The following is a 19,780-nucleotide window of genomic DNA, read 5'->3' as shown; positions in this document are numbered from 1 at the left end:
GGGTTGATATTAAAAAAGCCGTTACTGACGGCCAAAAACTGTCAATAACGGCCAAATATAAAAATAATCCTTACTCAATGTTGCCGGACGAGGAGAAAATCCGCCAGTTCGCGCAGGGGCTGCTTCCGGCCGGAGATCACCGCGATGGCATCGAGGTGCTCATAAGCGATCTGGGAGAAACGTTCTTTTTCCTTCTCGGCCCAGGCGTCTACCCGGCAATCGCGGAAGATCTGGAGCACGGAAGCTACCTTATCTGCCGGGCTGGTTTGCAGCAACTCGTGCAGTTTCTGGCGTTGGGTGCCGTTACATAGCTCGAGGGCTTTGAGGAGCAGGAAGGTTTTTTTGTTGACGAGGATGTCTCCACCCTGCTGCTTGCCGAATTTATCCGGGTCGCCGAATGCGTCGAGGTAATCGTCCTGGATCTGGAAGGCGATGCCCACGTTTTTGCCGAATTCGTACAGGTGCTGCTGGTTCCCTTCGCTCCCGCCGCCGCAAATGGCGCCCATCTGGAGACTGGCGGCCAGTAGCACGGAGGTTTTCAGGGCGATCATGTTCACATAGTCTTCATATTTCACCTGTTCGGGCGCCGTTTGCTCCATATCCATATCCAGCTGCTGCCCTTCGCATACTTCGCGGGCAGCGCGGTTGAACACGGAAACGATCTTCTGGCGGTACTTTCCGGCGATCTTGTTGAGATGTTCGTAGCTGTGGATGAGCATCACGTCGCCCGCGAGGATCGCTGCCGAATCGCTGTATTTCGTGTGGACGGTGGGCATCCCCCTGCGCAGGGGCGCCTTGTCCATGATATCGTCATGAATGAGCGTGAAATTGTGGAACAGTTCCACCGCGTTGGCGGCATGGAAGGCGTCCGGCTCCAGGTCGGCAAAGAGCTCGTTGCCCAGCAGGCAAAGCACGGGCCGGATGCGCTTGCCACCGATCCCCAGGATGTACTGGGCAGGATCGTACAGGTTGGCCGGGTGTTCGGGAAATTGTCTTTGACTGAACTGCTGTTCGAATTTCGCTGATAATTCTTTGAATGAATGCATCTTACTTCTTTTTCTTCCTTGATTTATGTTGCGGCGCCTTGCCTGTCTTCTTCCTGTTATCGCTCCGGTCGTTCCGCTCCGGCCGTTCGCTCCGCCCACTTTTCTTGAGCGGCGGCAGATCGCTGCCTTCTTCGACCAGTTCATAATCGAGCTGGCGTTTGGCCAAACTGGCGGATACCACGCGGATGGTCACTTTGTCGCCGATCCGGATGCGCTTGCCCGTTCTCATGCCGATGAGGGCATAATCGGTCTCGGAATGCTTGTAATCCTCCCGCAGCCCATGCACGCTGACCAGGCCTTCGCACTTCGCAAAAACGGTTTCCACCCAGAATCCGAAATGCGCCACGCCCGACACGATGCCTTCGAACGTTTCACCGATGAAATCCTGCATGTATTCCACCTGCTTGTACTTGTTGCCGGCCCTTTCCGCTTCCATGGCCTTACGTTCCATGTCAGAGGAGTGTTTGCAGCGTTTTTCGAGCTGCTTGTCGGGCTTGATGTCTCCCGCCAGCACTTGTGCCAGGATGCGGTGCACGAGCACGTCCGGGTAGCGGCGGATGGGCGAGGTGAAATGGCAGTAGTACGGGAACCCCAGGCCGTAGTGCCCGATGTTGTCGGACGTGTAAATGGCCTTGGCCATGGTACGGATGCCGAGGGTTTCCAGCACATGCTGTTCCGGTTTCCCTTTCACCAGAGTCAGCATCTTGTTGAAGGATGCAGCGATGGTATCGGGGCTCGTGGCGTCGAATTTATAGCCGAATTTACCTGCAAATACGGCAAAAACGTGCATTTTTTCTTCATCCGGCGTATCGTGGACCCGGTATGGGAACGGAACGGGATGGGTATTCACCTTTTGTTTGGACACGTATTCCGCCACCGTACGGTTCGCCAGCAGCATCAGTTCCTCGATCAGCTGGTGCGATTCGTCGCTTTCGTTGATCTTCACGCCCACGGGCTTGGCGTTCTCATCCAGCTGGAAGCGGACTTCCTGGCTCGAGAAATTAATAGCGCCGTCCTTGAACCGCGCGGCACGCAGCGTCTGGGAAAGTTTGTTCAATAGCAACACCTCCTCGAAATACGGCCCTTCGCCGGTCTGGATGATCTCCTGCACCTCTTCGTAAGTGAACCGGTGGCGGGAATGGATGATGGTCCTCCCCATCCAGTACTGCTTCACTTTCGCCTTGTCGTCTATCTGGAACACGCAGGAAAAGCACAGGTGGTCTTCATGCGGCCGCAACGAGCAAAGCTCGTTGGAGATTTTTTCCGGCAGCATGGGCAGCACCCGGTCTGGCAGGTACACCGAAGTGGCGCGGTGCTCCGCTTCCTTGTCCAGTGCGGTGCCGGGCTGCACGTAATGGCTCACGTCCGCGATGTGCACACCGATTTCCAGCAAGCCGTTTTTCAACCGGCGGATGGAAATGGCGTCATCGAAATCACGGGCGTCTACGGGGTCAATGGTAAAAGTGAGTATTTTGCTGAAATCCTTGCGGCCTTCGCGGTCTTTGGCGCTCAGGTCGCCCGCGCCCGGCATGGCGGCCAGCTCGTCGAGCACATCCTTGGGCCAGTTCAGCGGGAATCCGCTTTCCACGAGGATTTCCTTCATGGCCAGGTCGTTGGCGTTGGTGGCGTCGAGGATTTCGACGATCTCACCAACCGGCTTGCGGCTCTTTTCGCCCCATGCCACTACCTTCACTACCGCACGATCGCCGTCTTTGGCGCCTTTGAGGGAATTTTCGGGAATATAGATATCGGGGAGCCAGCTGCCTTTTTCGGGCAGCAGGAACGCGAATGTCTTGCTCAGCTGGATGGTGCCGGTAAATTCGGTCTTTTTGCGGACGAGCACGTCTGTGACATGCCCTTCCATCCTGCCCATGCTTTTGCCCTGGCGGATGACGTCTACGAGTACTTCATCGCCGTCCAGGGCGGAATTGAGGTTTTTCTGTTTCACCATGATGTCACTTTCCAACCCTTCCACGACAACGAACGCCATACCCGAGCGGGTGACGTCCACGATGCCTTTATAGGTCTTCTTCTGGCTACTGCTTTTCTGTTTCTTTTCTTTCTTCTTGGTCATTTACATGATTTTTAGGGGTTGCGGCGCGCCTACGTTCCCGCAGGGTCTTCGTTCGCCGCCAACAATGCATTTTCCGTGTACCGGGTAACGAACCGGTCGAAAGCCGGGGCTTCTCCGAAGAGAAAAGCCACTTCCACCGGTATAACGGTAAAAGGCAGCTGCATGTTCGCGATGATGTCGCGCAGCAAGTTCAGCCTTACCGCATCTTTTTCCGTAGTTACGATATAAGCGGGGCCATCACCATCCATGTGCCCCAGTTCCAGCTGGATCTTTTCCAGGTCGTTCCGGTTGTAATAATAATGGTCGGGGAACGACAGGAGGTTCACGTTCCCGTGCCTTTGCCGCAAATGTTGTACCAGTGGTTCCGGTCGGGCGATCCCGCAGGCCACCAGCAGCTTCGCGTTCTCCGGAATAAGGACGGGCTCGCCGGTGAGCATATCGGCTGGAACGCCGTACCGGAGCGTGGTGAAGTATAATTCCTGGTGCGGCAGCGGGTTGATTTCTTTCCGGATATTTTCTTTTTCGACCACCGAAAGATCGGCCGGACATTTCGACACAATGATCCCGTCTGCCCGGTGATATCCCTTCCTTCCCTCCCGTAACCTGCCCACGGGCACTACATGGTCGCGGGTGAAAAGGCGGCTGTAATCGGTCACCATCAGGTTGAGGCCGGGTTTGATGGAACGGTGCTGGAAGGCATCGTCCAGCAGGATAACCTCCGTATCCGGACGGTCGCTCATGAGCTGCGGCACCGCCAGCATGCGCTCTTCGCCTACGCAAACGGTAATATCCGGGTACTTCAGGTGGAATTGCATGGGCTCGTCGCCGATGTCTGCAGCGGTGGTTTTGGCCGCGGCGAGCTGGAAACCTTTCGTTTTACGGTTGTATCCCCGGCTGAGGGTGGCCACGCGGTGGCGGTCTTTCAACAGGCGGATGAGGTATTCCACATGGGGCGTTTTGCCGGTGCCGCCTACCGAAAGGTTGCCCACGGCGATGGTCGGCACGCTGAATTCCACGGAAGTGAGCATGCCGGCGTCGTACAGGCGGTTGCGGACCCAGAGCACCAGGCCATAGAGCAATGCGAAGGGATAAAGGAGGAAGCTAAGATATTGCCACAGGGGACTATTCATCGTTTTTCGTCTTTAAAGTAATATACCTTTTCTGGGGTGACGGCCGCTCGCAGCGGAACATCGCCATCCCAGGCGTCTGTGATCAGCTCCGGGAGCGGCCCGAAGAGGCTGAGCCCCACGGAAAGCACGTCTGGCCTGCATTGCCGGAGAAACCCGTCGTACATGCCTTTGCCATAGCCTACCCGGTGCCCGGCTTCGTCGAAAGCCAGCAGGGGAACGAAAACCACGTCGAGCAGGCCGGGTTGAACGGGTTCCCCGCCTTCCGGTTCGGGAATGCCGACCGCGTTTTCGATGAGCTGCGTGCCGGCGTCCCACACGAAATGCTGCATATCGCCGGTGGCGAGGAACGAGCGGGAGAGCACGAGTTTGGCGCGGGGGAATTGTGCGCGGAGCCAATCGGCCAGGGGCCATGTGTCCACTTCGTTTTTGGCCGCAATGGGCAGGAAGAGGTGGATGTAGGAAGGGTCTCCGAGCGCCAGGCCGCTACATTGCGCCATAAGCGAGGCGTTCAGTTGCTGCATCGTTTCCGGCGAAAGGGCTTTTCTTTTGGCCAGGTATTCCTTTCGGATGGCCTGTTTGGCGGCGGCAGTATTCATCGGGCCAGGAGTTCTTGCAATTTGGGGCGCATCGCTTCGGCTTCGAGGGCAACGAAGGCTTTGTCGAGCCGCGGCGCTTTGGGGATCCGGGTGATGAGCGGATACCGGCTCCAGGCTACCACGTCATCTTCATTGGAATGATGATCGCCGCTGAAAATCCATCCGGTAACGTTGAGGCCGGCGCTTCGTAGCGCCATGGCCGTGAGGAGGCTGTGGTTGATGCTGCCGAGATAATTCTGCGCCACCACGATCACGCGGGCGTCGAGCGCGCGGGCGAGGTCGAGGAAAAAGTAATTGCCGTTGAGGGGCACCATTAGGCCGCCGGCGCCTTCGATCACCAAAGGTCTCCCTTCCTGCTGCAACTCCCGCGCACGCTGCAAAATCCGGTCTTCCTGCACCACGGTCCCTTCCGCCCGGGCCGCCAGGTGGGGAGACGCGGGCATAGCCAGGCGGTACAGCTCTTCGTGAACGGTAACCTGCGGCGAAGTGAGGGCCCGTACCGTTTCGGTGTCCGTTCCGTCTTCAAAGCCCGCCTGCACCGGCTTCCAGTACTGCGCGCTCAGTGCTTCCGCCACACAGGCGGCCGCTACCGTCTTTCCCACACCGGTGCCGATACCGGTTATGAAGATATTGTTCATGGAAGCAAATATAAATCATCATTCGGCCAATTACCTTAAATTCGTTTCCCAAGCACAAAGATTATGAAGTACTGTGAAAATATCCTCGAAACGATCGGCCATACCCCATTGGTCAAACTCCACCGCGTAACGGCCGAACTGCCCTGCCCCGTGTTCGCCAAAGTAGAATTCTTTAACCCCGGCAATTCCATCAAAGACCGTATGGCCCTGAAAATGGTGGAAGAAGCCGAGCAGAAGGGTCTGCTCAAGCCCGGCGGCACCATCATCGAAGGCACTTCGGGCAATACCGGTATGGGCCTGGCGCTGGCGGCCGTTATCAAAGGATATAAATGTATTTTCACGACTACCGACAAGCAATCCAAGGAAAAAGTCGACATCCTCAAAGCCGTGGGCGCCGAAGTGATCGTATGCCCCACCAACGTGCTGCCCGAAGACCCGCGGTCGTATTATTCGGTATCTGCCCGCCTGGCGCGCGAAATCCCCAACAGTTTTTACGTCAACCAATACGATAACCTCGCCAACCGCGATGCGCATTACGAACAGACCGGCCCCGAAATCTGGGAACAGACGGCGGGCAAGATCACGCATCTCGTTGTGGCCACTGGCACCGGTGGTACCATTACCGGAACGGGAAAATACCTCAAGGAACAGAACCCCGACGTGCAGATCTGGGCGGTAGACAGCTACGGCTCGCTGCTGAAGAAATTCTTCGATACCGGCGAAATCGATATGAGCGAAGTGTATCCTTATATTACCGAAGGCATCGGCGAAGATTTCGTGCCGAAGAATTACGACATGAGCGTGATCGACCATTTCGAAAAAGTGACCGATAAAGACGGGGCGGTAATGGCGAGAAGGATTTCGAAGGAAGAAGGGATTTTTGTGGGATATTCCGCCGGATCGGCCGTGGCAGGGCTTTTGCAACTCAAAACTCGACTGAAGGCAGACGACGTGGTGGTGGTGGTTTTCCACGATCACGGATCGCGGTACGTGGGGAAAGTATATAACGACCAGTGGATGATGGAACGCGGGTTCCTCGACGTCAAAACCGTGCGCGACGTGGTGAACGGCCGCCGGAACCTGCCGCTGGTGACAATTTCGCCGGACGACCGCGTGAGCGACGCCATCGGCAAAATGAAGAAGTTCGACATCGAGCATTTGCCTGTGCTGCAAGACCGCGAATTGATCGGCGCCCTGTCTGAAGGCGGATTGTTCAGCAAACTGATCGATCAGCCCGACCTGAAGGAGCAGCCCGTGCGCAATGTCATGCAGAAAGCCTATCCCGTAGTGGCGATGGATACGCCCATCGAAAAGCTCACTGTATATATCAATAAGGAAAACGGCGCCGTGCTCACGCAGGACGATTCCGGCAATTATCACATCGTCACCAAATACGATATCATCCAGGCGCTGGGGAATTAGCATGCGATATACAGATCAAATCGGGCATACGATCTCGCTGGACGCGCCACCGGTGCGCATCGTGTCGGTAGTGCCTTCGCAGACGGAGTTGCTGTACGACCTGGGGGCCGATGTGACGGGCATCACCAAATTCTGCGTGCATCCGGAGTCGTGGTTCCGCGAAAAAACACGTGTGGGCGGCACGAAGCAATTGCATATCGATAAAATCACGGAGCTGCGGCCAGACCTCATCATAGCCAATAAAGAAGAAAACGAGCGGGAACAGATCGAAGCCCTGGCGCAGCGGTTCCCCGTTTGGACGAGCGACATTCATACGCTGGAAGAATCGCTCGAAATGATATATTCCCTCGGCGAAATCCTCGATAAAAGAACAGCGGCCGGCGAAATTGCGGGCCGGATCAGTGGGGGATTTTCTTCCATCCGTCCCCTCTACCCTTCCGTTCCCACGGCCTATTTCATCTGGCGCGACCCATGGATGGTGGCCGGCGGCGATACTTTCATCAATGACATGCTCCGCAGATGCGGGCTGCGCAATGTTTTCGAAGACCTGCGCCGATATCCTTCCGTTACGCTTCCGCAATTGGCGGCGAGCGGCGTCAAACGCGTGCTGCTCAGCAGCGAGCCCTATCCTTTCAAGTCGAAACACATCGATGAAATCCGGGAATACCTGCCAGACGCGGAGATCGCGCTGGTGGACGGAGAAATGTTTTCCTGGTACGGAAGCCGGTTGATGCACGCGCCCGCGTATTTCAACGAGCTGCTGGATATTTTCCGTTAATCCCTTTCCGGTTCCCAAAAATAATTCCGTTAATTACGACGTGCTGCCAGCAAGGGTTTCGCGTTGCAGGGCGCGCCCGTCCGCCTTATTCGTGAAATGATTTTTCAGGGACAGGCAACCGCATGGCAAAACCCGCCGTAACCTTTTTCGAACAACCTAATCAATATGGAAAGAAGAGATTTTCTGTCCGGCATGAGCGCCACGCTGGCGGTGCTCTGCGCAGGCGGTTTGGCGGCTTGCGGCGGGAAGGGCGACGATCCTGCACCGGTGAACCCTCCCGGCGGTGGTGGCGGGGGCGGCAACAATGTTAAGCTGACCGTAAACCTGGCCAACGACCTAACGGCTGTAGGCAGTTTCATGATCGGAAGCGGCGTAGTGCTGATACGCCTGGCTGCGGGCAACGTGCCCGCGTCTTTCGCAGCGTTTACCAGTACCTGTACGCACATGGGCTGCACGCTGTCTACCTACAACGCCGGCAAGATCGTTTGCGGCAGTACCTGCGGGCACGGGAGCCAGTTCAACACCGATGGCTCCGTGGCCAACGGGCCCGCCACCAACCCGCTGCCGAAATACACCGTGAACATCAACGGAACTACCCTGACTGTTACCTGATGAGCTTGGGGGCCGGATATTCCGGCCCTTTTTCCGTCGGCAATCCAAACGAATTTGCGTGCCCGAATGAATGAAAACAACGCCGAACGCCTGTTTCAGGCCATAAGTTTAGAGAAATCTAAAAATTGAAATGCCTATATTTGCTTTCCTTTAAAAATTAAAAGTTACATCGTCTATGGGAAAGTACAAAGCCGGCGTATTATTCGGCGAAGAGCTGGAAGCGCTCTACAAGGATGCCAAGGATAGCGGATATGCCATGCCCGCGGTAAACGTGGTAGGCACGGATTCCGTGAACGCCGTTCTCGAAACCGCCGCAAAAGTGAATTCTCCGGTGATCGTCCAGTTTTCTAACGGCGGGGCGCAATTCTTCGCGGGGAAAGGGATGCCGAACGACAAGCTGCAGGCCAATATCTCCGGCGGTATCTCCGGTGCAAAACACGTACATGAAGTAGCCAAATACTACGGCGTTCCCGTAGTGCTCCATACCGACCACGCCGCCAAAAAATGGCTGCCCTGGATCGACGGCCTGCTGGACGCTGGCGAGAAGTTCATGAAAGAGAACGGCCAGCCCCTTTACAGCTCCCACATGCTCGACCTGTCGGAAGAGCCCATCCACGAAAACATCGAAATTTCGAAGAAATACTTCGAAAGAATGAATAAACTGGGCATGTCCATCGAAATCGAACTGGGCGTTACCGGCGGTGAAGAAGACGGCGTAGACAACTCCGGCGTTGAAAACTCCCTCCTTTACACCCAGCCCGAAGACGTGGCCTATTCCTACGAGCAGCTCAGCCAGGTAGGTTCCCGCTTCACCGTGGCAGCCGCTTTCGGCAACGTTCACGGCGTATATAGCCCCGGAAACGTGGAGCTCCGTCCTGAAATCCTGAAAAACAGCCAGGAATATATTGAGAAAAAATTCGGCACGGCCGCCAAGCCCGTTTATTACGTGTTCCACGGCGGTTCCGGCTCTCCCAAACACCAGATCGCCGAAACCCTCGGCTACGGCGTTATCAAAATGAACCTCGATACCGACATGCAATGGGCGTTCTGGGAAGGCATCCTTAAATATTATAAAGATAAGGAAGGCTACCTCCAGGCCCAGCTCGGCAACCCCGACGGTGCGGACAAGCCCAACAAAAAATACTACGACCCGCGCGTATGGCTGCGTAAAGGCGAGGAATCTTTCGTGAAACGCCTCGAAGAAGCTTTCACAGACCTCAACTGCATCAACCGTAACGCATAATTTACAGGTTGTTATGATATGTTAAAGGCCCCTGATATATTCAGGGGCCTTTTGATTTACGGAAAAATTTAATTTTATCGTATCTTGCACCACTAATCTTTAATCTAATTACTTAGTACACATTCTGTATGAGCTGGTTTAAGCGAATTAAACAGGGTATTTCCACCAGTACCAGTGAGAAGAAGGAGGCGCCGGACGGTTTATGGCACAAATGCCCGAAATGCAAGAAGACGACCACCATGAAGGATCTGAAAGCGAATCTTTACGTTTGCGATAAGTGTAACTATCACAACCGTATCAATTCGCCCGAATATTTCGAGATCATTTTCGACGATAATAATTTTGAAGAGCTCTTCACCAATATCTATCCGAAAGACTTCCTTGGCTTCAACGATCTGAAACCTTATGGCGACAGGCTGAAAGACGCCCAGAAGAAATCCGGTCTCTCCGACGCCATGCGCGCCGGCGTAGGTATGGTAAACGGCAACGGGCTCGTAGTGGCCTGTATGGACTTCAACTTTATCGGCGGCTCCATGGGCTCCGTGGTGGGTGAAAAAATCGCACGAAGCATCGATTATTGCATCCAGCACAAGCTTCCGCTGCTGATCATCAGCAAATCGGGCGGTGCCCGTATGATGGAAAGCGCGTTTTCACTGATGCAGATGGCCAAAACCTCGGCCAAGCTGACCCAACTGGCCGCTGCCCGCCTTCCCTACATTTCCTTGATGACAGACCCCACCACCGGTGGCGTTACCGCGTCGTACGCCATGCTGGGAGACATCAATACCGCCGAGCCCGGCGCCCTCATCGGCTTCGCCGGCCCGCGCGTAATCAAGGAAACCATTAAAAAGGACCTCCCGGAAGGGTTCCAGAGTGCGGAATTCCTCCTGGACCACGGGTTCCTCGATTTCATCACCGATCGTAAAGAGCTGAAGAACAAGCTCGGAACTTTGCTCCAGCTGTTCAAACACTAAAACGATATTCCCCCGGCCGGCTGCCCACGCAGCCGGCCCATTTGTAACCCTCAACATGGCAGAATTAAGAAACAGATCGGCTTATTTTGAATACGCGATAGAAGATAAATACATCGCCGGATTGGTATTGACCGGAACCGAGATCAAATCCATCCGCGGTGGAAAGGTGAGCTTTAATGACAGCTTCTGCTATTTCTCCAAAGGCGAATTATTCGTCAAAAGCCTGCACATCGCCGAATACAAATTCGGTACCTACGCCAACCACGATCCCCTTCGTGAACGTAAACTCCTGCTCCAGCGGAAAGAATTGAAGAAGATGGAAAAGAAAATCCAGGAACGTGGATACACCATCATTCCCCTCCGGATGTTCATTACCGATAAAGGACTGGCCAAAATGGAAATCGGCATCGGGAAAGGTAAAAAACTGCACGACAAGCGCGACAGCATCAAGGCCCGCGAGGTAGACCGTGAGCTCCGCCGCAACTTCAAAATCTGACCCCGCAATGTTAAAACCATCTTAATTTTCCTTTTGTTATCCGATGGGAATGATTTGGCGTGCCGTTTGAATATATAAGTTCGTAAACACAGCTATATGTTGAAGTATCTCCGCTACCTATCCGTATGCCTGCCGGCTGTTATCCTCTTTGCCTGCAAATCCGGCGAAAAACTGTATAACCAGGGCCGCTATTCCGCCGCCGTCGAAGCTTTCGTGAAAAAGCTGCAACGCCGCCCGCAAGACGAAACCTCCCTCCGGCTCCTCCCCGCCGCCTACGACGCGGCCAAAGATTTTTATGAAGGCCGGGCCAAACAGGCGCTCGCTTCTAACAATCCCCTGAAATGGGAAGACGTCAAAAATGAATACCGATCCATGCAGGCGCTCTATAATGTGATCCGCAGCTCCCCCGCCGCCAGTTCGGTCGTGAAGCCCAAAGATTACAGCGCCGCCATCGCCGCTTCGGGCGAAAATGCCGCTGAAGTTCGCTATGACAGAGGCATCCAGCTCCTCGATGAACGGAACAAGGCCGCGGCCAGGCAAGCCTACGACGAGTTCGACGCCGCCCTCCGCCTCAGCCCCAATTTCCGCGACGCCGCCAGCCTGAAAGAACAAGCCTACCAACTCGGGCTCGTACATGTGGTGGTAAGCGAAATCGATGTCCGCTCGTCTTACTTTCAGTTTTCCGCAGACCAGTTCCGCGATGCGCTCGTGCGCAACCTGGAAGACCGTCGCATCAACACTTTCGTGCGGTTTTACGATGAAAGAAGGGTTCGTGGCGAAAAGGATTTCCACCCCGATCAATACATGGAAATGCGGTTTATGGACTTTATGGTCGGACAAACTTATGTAGACCGTTCCCAGCGCGAAGTATCGAAAGTGATCCAGGTGAAGGGCAACAAGCCCGACAGCACCGGCAAATATCCCATGGTAGACATCACCGTGAAAGCGACCATCTTCGTTACGAGGAAAACCGTGGAGTCCAGCGGTTTGCTCGACTACCGGATCATCGACGTCACCAACGACCGCATCCTCCGCCAAGACCGCCTTCCCGGTTCGTTCACCTGGCAGAACCAGTTCGGTACTTTCCGTGGCGACGAGCGCGCTCTCAGCGATGCCGACAAAGGCCTCATCCGCGGCCGCGACATTCCCCCGCCGCCCCCGCAAGACCTTTTCCTCGAACTGACCCGTCCGATTTACGACCGGTTGGCGCGGGACCTGCAAAGTTTTTACAGCCAGTATTAAAAATGTAACTTTTTGAGGCCGGTATTGTTATAGAAGGAGAAAAAGATAAGATATGAATAGAATACTGACTTTTTGCACCGCAATTGCCGCAACGGCTTTCATGGCGGGATGTTCGAACGCTAACAAAGCCGCAGGCGGCACCAACAACGAAGCCGACCTCTATAAGACCTGGCGGATGGTGGAAGTGGACGGCCTGCCGGTAGATACCGCCGGCCTCATACGCCCCGCGGAGCTTACGTTCCAACAGGCAGACAGCCGCGTGCATGGATCGGCGGGTTGCAACATGATCACGGGAGGCTTCAAGCTGGAAGCGCCCAACAAGATTTCATTCACGCCCATGGCCGCCACGAAAATGATGTGCATGGGCAAAATGCAATATGAAGACAAATTCATCGGTGTTACCGACAAAATAAAAACCTGGACCGTTGTTGACGGGGTGTTGACCCTGGGAGACACGGACGGCAAGACACTTGTCAGGCTGATGGCTAAGTAAAAGCCTGACTGATTTGGACATCGGAAGGCCCGCGTTATGCGGGCCTTTTTTTATTGAATAAGGATGAAATACGGGATGATCAGGCCAGTACCGCCTGGTGATGATGCCACAGTTTCGCATATACGGAATTGTTGGCGAGCAACTCGGAGTGCGTCCCTTCTTCCACCAACTTCCCTTCCTGCAGCACTACGATTTTATCTGCGCTCACGACCGTGCTGAGCCGGTGCGCGATCACGACGATCGTTTTGCCCTGGTCTCTCAATTGCTGCATCGCTTCCTGCACATATTGGTCGGAAACGGAGTCGAGGGACGATGTGGCTTCGTCGAGGATAAGCACCTGCGGGTCGCGGTAAAGCGCCCGGGCAATGGCGATCCGCTGCCTTTGTCCACCGCTGAGGTTGACCCCGTGTTCACCAAGCGGCGTATTGAAGCCTTCGGGCAGTTTTTCGATGAACTGGAGGATGCCCAACAGCTTGCAGACGTGGAGCACACGCTGCACGTCCGGCTCAAACTCGCCAACGGCGATATTTTCCAGCACAGATCCTGCGAAAAGATCGATCTGCTGCGGAACGGCAGACACCTGCCTGCGGAGGCTATCGTTGTCGATATACCGGATATCCAGCTGGCCGATGAGAATGCTTCCTTCCATCAACGGATAAATATTCTGTAAAAGCGCCATCAGCGTCGATTTCCCGCTGCCGCTCTCACCCACCACCGCCGTGATCCGGCTTTGAGGTATATGCAAATCGAAATGCTTGAAAACCTCTACGCGCGTGCCATACCGGAAACTCACCTTTTGAAAATGGATGTCGCCGACCATTTCAGGCGCAAGCGCAACCTTGTTGGCGGTTTCCTCCTGCTCGAGGTCCATGATCTCGAAAAGGCGGTCGGCCGCGATCAGCGCGTCCTGCATGCTGCGGTTGGCGCCGATGAGGCTCATCGCCGGGCCGGTAAAGTACCCGATTATCGCGTAGAAAGACAACAGTTCGCCCGGACTGAGCTGCCTGTCCATCACGAAATACGAGCCCGCCCACAGGAGGATCACCACAAACGCATTGGTCGCGAAACTACTGGCGTTGCCGAGATATAAATTGGTAACGGAAGACGAAAAGATCGTTTTGAGCAATCGCACGAAACGCGCTTCCGTTTTGATATTGGCGAATTCCTCCAGCCCGAAACGTTTGATGGTGGCCACGGAATTCAGTGATTCCACCAGCTGGCTGCCCAGTTCCGCATTGTCTTCCATCAGCTTGCGCTGCATTTTTTTGTTGACCTGGTTGCTGATCCAGTAAATGAGGCCGTAAACGGGAAGGATCGCCAGCACCAGGAGCGCCAGTTTCCAATAATAGGTAAACATGAGCGCGAAGGAAAAGAACACGATGAAAACGTTCACCACCAGCCCGATCGCCACGTCGTTGATAAATACGCGGATTTTCACCGCGTCGTTGATCCTGGACGTGATCTCGCCCACCCGCATCGTATCGAAAAACTGCTGCGGCAGGCGGAGCAGATGCTTGTAGTAACCGAGGATCAGCTGTGCGTCTATCTGCTGGCCGGTTTTCAGCGCAAAAACGCTTTTGACGTGCCCGATGAACAGTTGCAGCAGTAAAATGAGGATCATGATGATGCCGAGGAGGTTCAGGAGATTGCGATTCCCTTCCACCAGTACATTATCGACTATTTTCTGGACATATATGGAGGTAGACAAACCCAGTACCGTATAAATAATGGCGCCGAACAAAGCTTGCGCTACCACGGAGCGATGCGGCCGGAGCAGGAACCAGAACCGCGCCAGGTGCGAGGTGCGCTCGTTGCCGGCCCGGAAATCGTCGCCAGGCATGAGGATCACGAGCACGCCGGTCCACATTTGTTTGAAAGTATCATGTGGGATGTGATGGTATTGCCCGTCTGCCGGGTCCATCACCGTCACGTCCGTTTTGGTGACGCGGTAAATCACCACATAATGATGCAGCACGCCTTTCACGACTACGTGTGCGATAGCGGGTTTGGGAATATTATACAGTGCTTCGAACGGGCCTTTCACGCCCTTGGCCTGGAAACCCAGGCGGGTAGCGGCTTCCACCATACCGAGCACATTGGTGCCTTTGCTGTCGGTAGCGGCCAGCTGGCGGATGCGGGCAACGGGGATTTCGAGGTTGTAGAATGCCGCGACGGAGGCCAGGCAGGTGGCGCCGCAATCGCTGAGGTCCCGCTGGCGGACGCGGGCGCTTTTTTTGAGTCGGGTGTTGGTGGACATGGTGCTGTATTTTCCGGTCTGGACGGGCTTTTCCTGTCTGGTTGAGATATGTTAGTGCTTCGCGATAACGTTCGGGTTCATCCAGTCGTCCGTTTTATCGTACAGGAGCTGGAACAGGCTGCGGCGGGTAAGGAGGAACCTGGCCTGGAGGGTCATCCCCTTTTTCAGCTGGCCTTTCACGCCTTTGGCGGTAGCCACTTCCGTGGCGGCGAATTGGCAGCGCACCTTGAACACGGGCTGGTTGTCGACCAATGTGAAGTCGTTATCGACGCTCTGCACCGTTCCTTCCACCGAGCCCCATTCATTATAATTAAATGCGTCTACCTGGAAACGGACGGGCATGCCGGCTTTGAGATAGCCGATGTCTTTGGGGCTCACGAGGCATTCGGCCACGAGGTTGCTGTCTGGACTGATAATACCGATCATTTCCCCGGTTTGCAGGTAGCCGCCGGGATATTTACCGTTGAATTGCTGGATGGTGCCGCTGACGGGGGCTTTGATGAGGTTCCACTCCTTCTGTTTTTCCAGCTGCTCGGCGTCTGCCTGCAGCCGGTTGCTTTCCATGCGGAAACGGCTGAGCTCCTCTGCCCAGGCGCTTCGCTGCTGCTGGACGGCCGAACGGTAGAGGGTAACGGAGCGGTCGTATTCGTATTGTTTATCGCGCAGCTCTTTTTCGGCCACCACTTTGTCCGCGAACAATTTTTTATACATCTCCAGATCGCGGCCGAGCTTGTCCATCGTAGCCTGTTGCTCGCTGATGGCTGCCGTGAACCGGCTGTATTGCTGCTGGTACAGAGCTGTCCTCGGGGCGCCGCCGCCGGTGGAAAGGCGCGCCAGGTCGGCGATGTAGGCTTCGCGCTGTTGGAGCTCGAAAGAAGCCTGGGAGATTTTACTGTTGGAGATATCTTCCTGCAGGCGCAGGATGAGCTGTCCTTTTTCGACATGCGAACCTTCGCGGACCAGCACATCGGCGATGGTTCCGGAAACGAGGCTGCGCAGTTCGTTCTTTTCCGCAACGGGCCGCACGATGCCGGCGGATTTCACGGAAACGTCCACATAAATAAACGGAAGTGCCAGCATGCAAATGAGCACAGCCAGCAAAACGGAAGTGTAGATCATCTGGGATCGCACCTGCACGCGGGGTAACCACGACATGGCAGAATGCTCGATGACCGCGACGGGAAAAATCTGAGGCATGGTCAGGATTCAAGGTTCAAGTTGAATGCCCGACGGTTCAAATAGTTAATTGCTGTAAGACGAGACTAATTTACTATATTTTCCGGAATTATTCTCCCTGTTCGTAACCGGTATCAACGAGGAGGTTGCCGCCGTCTGCGGCAGCGGTGGCCAGCTGGTCGCAGCGGTTGTTTTCGGGGTTGGAAGCGTGGCCCTTGACCCAGTTGAATTTGACTTTATGTTTGCGGTACAGCGGGATGAAGCGTTCCCAGAGGTCGCGGTTCTTTTTGTCTTTAAACCCGATCTTGACCCAATTCCACAGCCATCCTTTTTCGACGGCGTTCACGAGGTACTGGCTGTCTGTATAGATCTGGATGGAAAGTCCGTCGCGGGTAAGCGCCTCCAGTGCCACGATCACCGCGAGGAGCTCCATGCGGTTGTTGGTGGTCATCCGGTAGCCGCCCGACATTTCCCGGCGAGTGTTCCCCCATATCAACACGATGCCGTATCCTCCCCTTCCGGGATTTCCCCTTGCCGCGCCGTCTGTATATATGATCAAATGCTGATTCGTCAAAGCCTGGTTTTTAAGGGAGCAAAATAACGGAAATTCCAGCGGCTTCCCATCGCGCGGCCATAAATTTCATTAACAAAAATCAAGCCTTCTTCCCTGCAACCATTAACAAACCAGCAACATAGTTCATTCTCACAAACCGGTAAAATAGCGTTCAAATCGACATCCCATGTTTAAAGATCTGAAGAACCTCGTTTTCCCGATTACCGACAGGGCCCGGAACCCGTTATTCGGGTCGTTCCTGGTATCGTGGCTGCTGGTGAACTGGCGGGTGCTGATCGTTTGGGGGAGTGATACGGAAACTTACCTGGCGGAAGCGAATGTCAAAAACTTTATCAAATATGTAGAGGCGACGCCTTATTTCCAACTGATCTGGCTGCCGCTGATCATGGCGGTTTCCTATCAGCTCATCACCCCCTTGGTAAAAATGCTGCATACCTGGCTGAACGAGTATTTCCGGACGATCACTTCCCAAACGTCTGCAAAGATCTCCAAAGGTGCCTGGATTTCCGTCAAACATTACCAGGAGCTCGAAGCGGAATACCATTCGTACATCCAGCAAATGAAAGAATTGATCATTGCCAACGGTATTTACGTACAGCAGGCCAAAGAGGCGACGGACCAAAAAGAGGCGATAAAAAAACGGATGTATGAAGCGCAGGAAAAGAAAGACCGACTGCAGGAACAGATGACCGAGGCTATGGAGAAAGCGGAAAAACTGCAAACGATGCTGCTGGAAGCCAATGCCGAGCGGGAACGCCAGCAAATGTTGCTGCAGGAAGCTAATACTGAGCGGGAACGCCTGCAAAAGGCCTTGACGGAAACCAGTAATGAAAGGGACGAATTGCAAAGACGGAGAGGAAGAGAGCGGGCTATATTTGCGACAAAGCCGGCTGCCCAGCGCTTACCGAAGGAACCCTTCGATCTTTTCGGATACCTCAATTCCTTCAATAAGCAGCATAGCGAAATGAATATGGACGGTAAATGGGAAATGACCATCGAAAATGCCTTTGGCATCGATCGGGTCATCCAGATCGAAATCAGGACTGATATGAAAATGGCTTTTTCTTCCATGAATGATTCGATCACAGAAATCTTCGGTTTCGATGATATTTTATATGACCATAAAGGAAAAACCGCAATCCTCAAACTGAAGCCGTATCAATCGGCCACAGCCCGGGTGCATGCGGAATGGATCGAGTTCGATTTTAAAGACGATATGTTCGTATCCACCAAAATAGTGAACCTGTCCAACCCACGGCACAACATGGGAAAAGTGATATTGAAGCGCTCCAAACCCGCTTATTTAAACCTGGCCGGTAAGTCAAACGCCGGGATCAGATTAAATTTCTAGCATGCATGCCTTACCGTTTGTTCGTCAGACTTGTATGACCCCGGTCCTGAAAGCCTCTTCCACCGGTGCGAAGTCTGTTGCTTCGAGGCACCTGGCGATGGTTTCACGGGTTTTCCGGGGATCGATGATCTCGTCTACCCACAGGCGCGCCGCGGCGTAATAGGGCGTGGTCTGACTGTTGTACCGGTCTGTAATTTCTTTCAGGAGCTTCGCTTCGGCTTCCGGCGTAATTTCCTGGCCTTTGGCTTTCAGCGAGGCCACCTGGATCTGGAGCAGCGTTTTCGCCGCCTGTTCCCCGCCCATCACTGCGATTTTGGCGTTGGGCCAGGCGAAGATGAAACGGGGATCGTAGGCTTTGCCGCACATGGCGTAATTGCCCGCGCCGTAAGAATTCCCGATGATCACGGTGATTTTGGGGACCACGCTGTTGCTTACGGCATTCACGAGCTTGGCGCCGTCTTTGATGATGCCGGCGTGCTCCGACCTGCTTCCCACCATGAAGCCCGTCACGTCTTGCAGGAAAACGAGGGGGATTTTTTTCTGGTTGCAGTTCATGATGAAGCGGGCGGCCTTGTCGGCGGAGTCGTTATAAATCACCCCGCCCATCTGCATTTCACCTTTTTTGGTTTTGACCATTTTCCGCTGATTGGCCACGATGCCCACGGCCCAGCCTTCGATACGGGCGTATCCGCAGAGGATGGTTTTTCCGTAGTCTTCCTTGTATTCTTCGAACACAGATCCGTCCACGATCCGGTGGATCACTTCGCGGACGTCGTAGGATTTGGAGCTGTCGGCCGGAATGAGGCCATATATTTCATCGTCACTTTTCGCGGGCGCCTCGGGCGCGATGCGGTCGAACCCGGCGGAGGCGGGTTTACCGATGCGCGACACAATATGGCGGATGCGCTCGATGCATTCTTCGTCGGATTGGAATTTATAATCCGCGATGCCCGAAATTTCGGTATGGGTGACGGCGCCGCCGAGGGTTTCAGCGTCGATGTCTTCGCCGATGGCGGCTTTCACGAGATACGGCCCTGCCAGGAAAATGGAGCCGTTACCTTCGACCATGAGCACTTCATCGCTCATAATAGGCAGGTAAGCCCCTCCGGCCACGCAACTCCCCATTACCGCCGCGATCTGCGTGATGCCCATGGCGCTCATTTTCGCGTTGTTGCGGAAGATGCGGCCGAAATGTTCCTTGTCGGGGAAGATCTCGTCTTGCATGGGGAGATATACGCCCGCGGAGTCTACCAGGTAGATGACGGGCAATTTATTTTCCATGGCGATTTCCTGCATGCGCAGGTTCTTTTTGCCCGTGAGCGGGAACCAGGCCCCGGCTTTCACGGTCATATCGTTGGCCACGATCATGCAGAGACGGCCGCTCACATATCCAAGTCCGGCCACGGTGCCACCGGCCGGGCATCCGCCGTGTTCGGCATACATTTCGTAGGCGGTGAAAGCGCCGAGCTCGGTGAATGTGCTGTTTGGATCGATCAATTTGGCGATCCGCTCGCGGGGTGTGAGCTTGCCGCGCTGACGGACTTTCTCCAATGCCTTTTTCCCTCCGCCCTGTTCGATGACCGCCAGTCTTTGTTTCATGGTGCTGACCAGCAATTTCAAATGATCTTCGTTCCGGTTGAATTCCATCTGCTGAATATCCATAATGTGGCTTTGTTTA

18 protein-coding genes are annotated in these 19,780 nt (G+C 54.7%); 9 read left to right on the top strand and 9 right to left on the bottom strand.

Annotated elements, in window-relative coordinates:
* Positions 1–74: 74 nt before the first annotated feature.
* From WJU22_RS17725 to bioD, 5 genes are read right to left on the bottom strand one after another with little or no spacing between them, the layout of a single operon-like run.
* Positions 75–1,046, bottom strand: a complete 972-nt coding sequence (locus WJU22_RS17725; protein WP_341839506.1) for a polyprenyl synthetase family protein — start codon at positions 1,044–1,046, stop codon at positions 75–77.
* A 1-nt stretch (position 1,047) separates the two neighbouring features.
* A complete protein-coding gene (gene rnr, locus WJU22_RS17720; RefSeq protein ID WP_341839505.1) occupies positions 1,048–3,120 on the bottom strand; it encodes a ribonuclease R in 2,073 nt (690 codons plus the stop codon).
* A gap of 29 nt (positions 3,121–3,149) precedes the next feature.
* The gene (lpxK, locus tag WJU22_RS17715) at positions 3,150–4,250 is read right to left on the bottom strand and encodes a tetraacyldisaccharide 4'-kinase (RefSeq protein WP_341839504.1); all 1,101 of its coding nucleotides are present in this window, start codon (positions 4,248–4,250) and stop codon (positions 3,150–3,152) included.
* Entirely contained in the window at positions 4,247–4,846 is a 600-nt protein-coding gene (locus tag WJU22_RS17710; RefSeq protein ID WP_341839503.1) for a 5-formyltetrahydrofolate cyclo-ligase, read from the bottom strand. The genes lpxK and WJU22_RS17710 overlap by 4 nt, the downstream gene beginning before the upstream one ends.
* Positions 4,843–5,484, bottom strand: coding sequence for a dethiobiotin synthase (gene bioD, locus WJU22_RS17705; RefSeq protein WP_341839502.1), 642 nt, complete (start codon positions 5,482–5,484; stop codon positions 4,843–4,845). The genes WJU22_RS17710 and bioD overlap by 4 nt, the downstream gene beginning before the upstream one ends.
* Positions 5,485–5,547: 63 nt before the next feature.
* Here bioD and WJU22_RS17700 point away from each other — a divergent pair, with 63 nt between their 5' ends.
* The 8 genes from WJU22_RS17700 to WJU22_RS17665 all read left to right on the top strand — a co-directional run bounded on the left by WJU22_RS17700 (position 5,548) and on the right by WJU22_RS17665 (position 12,744).
* Positions 5,548–6,906 carry a pyridoxal-phosphate dependent enzyme gene (locus tag WJU22_RS17700; protein WP_341839501.1) on the top strand — a complete coding sequence of 453 codons (1,359 nt, stop codon included), beginning with the start codon at positions 5,548–5,550 and terminating at the stop codon, positions 6,904–6,906.
* Position 6,907: 1 nt separating this feature from the next.
* Complete coding sequence (locus WJU22_RS17695) at positions 6,908–7,684, top strand: helical backbone metal receptor (RefSeq protein ID WP_341839500.1); 777 nt, start codon at positions 6,908–6,910, stop codon at positions 7,682–7,684.
* Between the two features lie 165 nt (positions 7,685–7,849).
* A complete protein-coding gene (locus WJU22_RS17690) occupies positions 7,850–8,296 on the top strand; it encodes a Rieske (2Fe-2S) protein (protein WP_341839499.1) in 447 nt (148 codons plus the stop codon).
* Positions 8,297–8,471: 175 nt separating this feature from the next.
* The gene (gene fbaA / locus WJU22_RS17685) at positions 8,472–9,539 is read left to right on the top strand and encodes a class II fructose-bisphosphate aldolase (protein ID WP_341839498.1); all 1,068 of its coding nucleotides are present in this window, start codon (positions 8,472–8,474) and stop codon (positions 9,537–9,539) included.
* Between the two features lie 128 nt (positions 9,540–9,667).
* Positions 9,668–10,513, top strand: coding sequence for an acetyl-CoA carboxylase, carboxyltransferase subunit beta (gene accD / locus WJU22_RS17680; protein WP_341839497.1), 846 nt, complete (start codon positions 9,668–9,670; stop codon positions 10,511–10,513).
* A 55-nt stretch (positions 10,514–10,568) separates the two neighbouring features.
* Positions 10,569–11,009 carry an SsrA-binding protein SmpB gene (smpB, locus tag WJU22_RS17675; RefSeq protein ID WP_341839496.1) on the top strand — a complete coding sequence of 147 codons (441 nt, stop codon included), beginning with the start codon at positions 10,569–10,571 and terminating at the stop codon, positions 11,007–11,009.
* A gap of 96 nt (positions 11,010–11,105) precedes the next feature.
* Entirely contained in the window at positions 11,106–12,251 is a 1,146-nt protein-coding gene (locus WJU22_RS17670) for a hypothetical protein (protein WP_341839495.1), read from the top strand.
* 52 nt (positions 12,252–12,303) lie between these two features.
* A complete protein-coding gene (locus WJU22_RS17665; RefSeq protein WP_341839494.1) occupies positions 12,304–12,744 on the top strand; it encodes an META domain-containing protein in 441 nt (146 codons plus the stop codon).
* Between the two features lie 79 nt (positions 12,745–12,823).
* Here the strand turns inward: WJU22_RS17665 and WJU22_RS17660 are convergent, their stop codons facing one another.
* From WJU22_RS17660 to rnhA, 3 genes are all read right to left on the bottom strand, one after another.
* Positions 12,824–15,001: a peptidase domain-containing ABC transporter gene (locus tag WJU22_RS17660; RefSeq protein WP_341839493.1), complete on the bottom strand. Its 2,178-nt coding sequence runs from the start codon at positions 14,999–15,001 to the stop codon at positions 12,824–12,826.
* 51 nt (positions 15,002–15,052) lie between these two features.
* Positions 15,053–16,198, bottom strand: coding sequence for an HlyD family secretion protein (locus WJU22_RS17655; protein WP_341839492.1), 1,146 nt, complete (start codon positions 16,196–16,198; stop codon positions 15,053–15,055).
* Between the two features lie 88 nt (positions 16,199–16,286).
* Positions 16,287–16,751 carry a ribonuclease HI gene (gene rnhA, locus WJU22_RS17650; protein WP_341839491.1) on the bottom strand — a complete coding sequence of 155 codons (465 nt, stop codon included), beginning with the start codon at positions 16,749–16,751 and terminating at the stop codon, positions 16,287–16,289.
* A 166-nt stretch (positions 16,752–16,917) separates the two neighbouring features.
* Here rnhA and WJU22_RS17645 point away from each other — a divergent pair, with 166 nt between their 5' ends.
* Positions 16,918–18,102 (top strand): hypothetical protein, encoded by a 1,185-nt coding sequence (locus WJU22_RS17645; RefSeq protein ID WP_341839490.1) that lies wholly within the window; start codon positions 16,918–16,920, stop codon positions 18,100–18,102.
* Positions 18,103–18,126: 24 nt separating this feature from the next.
* Here WJU22_RS17645 and WJU22_RS17640 read toward each other — a convergent pair whose 3' ends face one another.
* Positions 18,127–19,764 carry an acyl-CoA carboxylase subunit beta gene (locus WJU22_RS17640; RefSeq protein WP_341839489.1) on the bottom strand — a complete coding sequence of 546 codons (1,638 nt, stop codon included), beginning with the start codon at positions 19,762–19,764 and terminating at the stop codon, positions 18,127–18,129.
* Between the last annotated feature and the right edge of the window lie 16 nt (positions 19,765–19,780).

Origin of the sequence: Chitinophaga caseinilytica (assembly GCF_038396765.1) — a bacterium.
GTDB classification, from domain to species: Bacteria; Bacteroidota; Bacteroidia; order Chitinophagales; family Chitinophagaceae; genus Chitinophaga; species Chitinophaga caseinilytica.
The sequence above is the reverse complement of the archived record's forward strand: the minus strand, read 5'-3'. Positions and strand labels throughout refer to the sequence as shown.

What these genes read in the sequence shown, in the direction of transcription:
- WJU22_RS17710 (WP_341839503.1), bottom strand. Translation starts at nt 4,846, where the DNA reads ATGAATACTGCCGCCGCCAAACAGGCCATCCGAAAGGAATACCTGGCC.
- smpB (WP_341839496.1), top strand. Translation starts at nt 10,569, where the DNA reads ATGGCAGAATTAAGAAACAGATCGGCTTATTTTGAATACGCGATAGAA.
- WJU22_RS17670 (WP_341839495.1), top strand. Translation starts at nt 11,106, where the DNA reads ATGTTGAAGTATCTCCGCTACCTATCCGTATGCCTGCCGGCTGTTATC.
- WJU22_RS17695 (WP_341839500.1), top strand. Translation starts at nt 6,908, where the DNA reads ATGCGATATACAGATCAAATCGGGCATACGATCTCGCTGGACGCGCCA.
- WJU22_RS17690 (WP_341839499.1), top strand. Translation starts at nt 7,850, where the DNA reads ATGGAAAGAAGAGATTTTCTGTCCGGCATGAGCGCCACGCTGGCGGTG.
- fbaA (WP_341839498.1), top strand. Translation starts at nt 8,472, where the DNA reads ATGGGAAAGTACAAAGCCGGCGTATTATTCGGCGAAGAGCTGGAAGCG.
- bioD (WP_341839502.1), bottom strand. Translation starts at nt 5,484, where the DNA reads ATGAACAATATCTTCATAACCGGTATCGGCACCGGTGTGGGAAAGACG.
- accD (WP_341839497.1), top strand. Translation starts at nt 9,668, where the DNA reads ATGAGCTGGTTTAAGCGAATTAAACAGGGTATTTCCACCAGTACCAGT.
- lpxK (WP_341839504.1), bottom strand. Translation starts at nt 4,250, where the DNA reads ATGAATAGTCCCCTGTGGCAATATCTTAGCTTCCTCCTTTATCCCTTC.
- WJU22_RS17725 (WP_341839506.1), bottom strand. Translation starts at nt 1,046, where the DNA reads ATGCATTCATTCAAAGAATTATCAGCGAAATTCGAACAGCAGTTCAGT.
- WJU22_RS17640 (WP_341839489.1), bottom strand. Translation starts at nt 19,764, where the DNA reads ATGGATATTCAGCAGATGGAATTCAACCGGAACGAAGATCATTTGAAA.
- WJU22_RS17665 (WP_341839494.1), top strand. Translation starts at nt 12,304, where the DNA reads ATGAATAGAATACTGACTTTTTGCACCGCAATTGCCGCAACGGCTTTC.
- rnr (WP_341839505.1), bottom strand. Translation starts at nt 3,120, where the DNA reads ATGACCAAGAAGAAAGAAAAGAAACAGAAAAGCAGTAGCCAGAAGAAG.
- WJU22_RS17645 (WP_341839490.1), top strand. Translation starts at nt 16,918, where the DNA reads ATGTTTAAAGATCTGAAGAACCTCGTTTTCCCGATTACCGACAGGGCC.
- WJU22_RS17655 (WP_341839492.1), bottom strand. Translation starts at nt 16,198, where the DNA reads ATGCCTCAGATTTTTCCCGTCGCGGTCATCGAGCATTCTGCCATGTCG.
- WJU22_RS17660 (WP_341839493.1), bottom strand. Translation starts at nt 15,001, where the DNA reads ATGTCCACCAACACCCGACTCAAAAAAAGCGCCCGCGTCCGCCAGCGG.
- WJU22_RS17700 (WP_341839501.1), top strand. Translation starts at nt 5,548, where the DNA reads ATGAAGTACTGTGAAAATATCCTCGAAACGATCGGCCATACCCCATTG.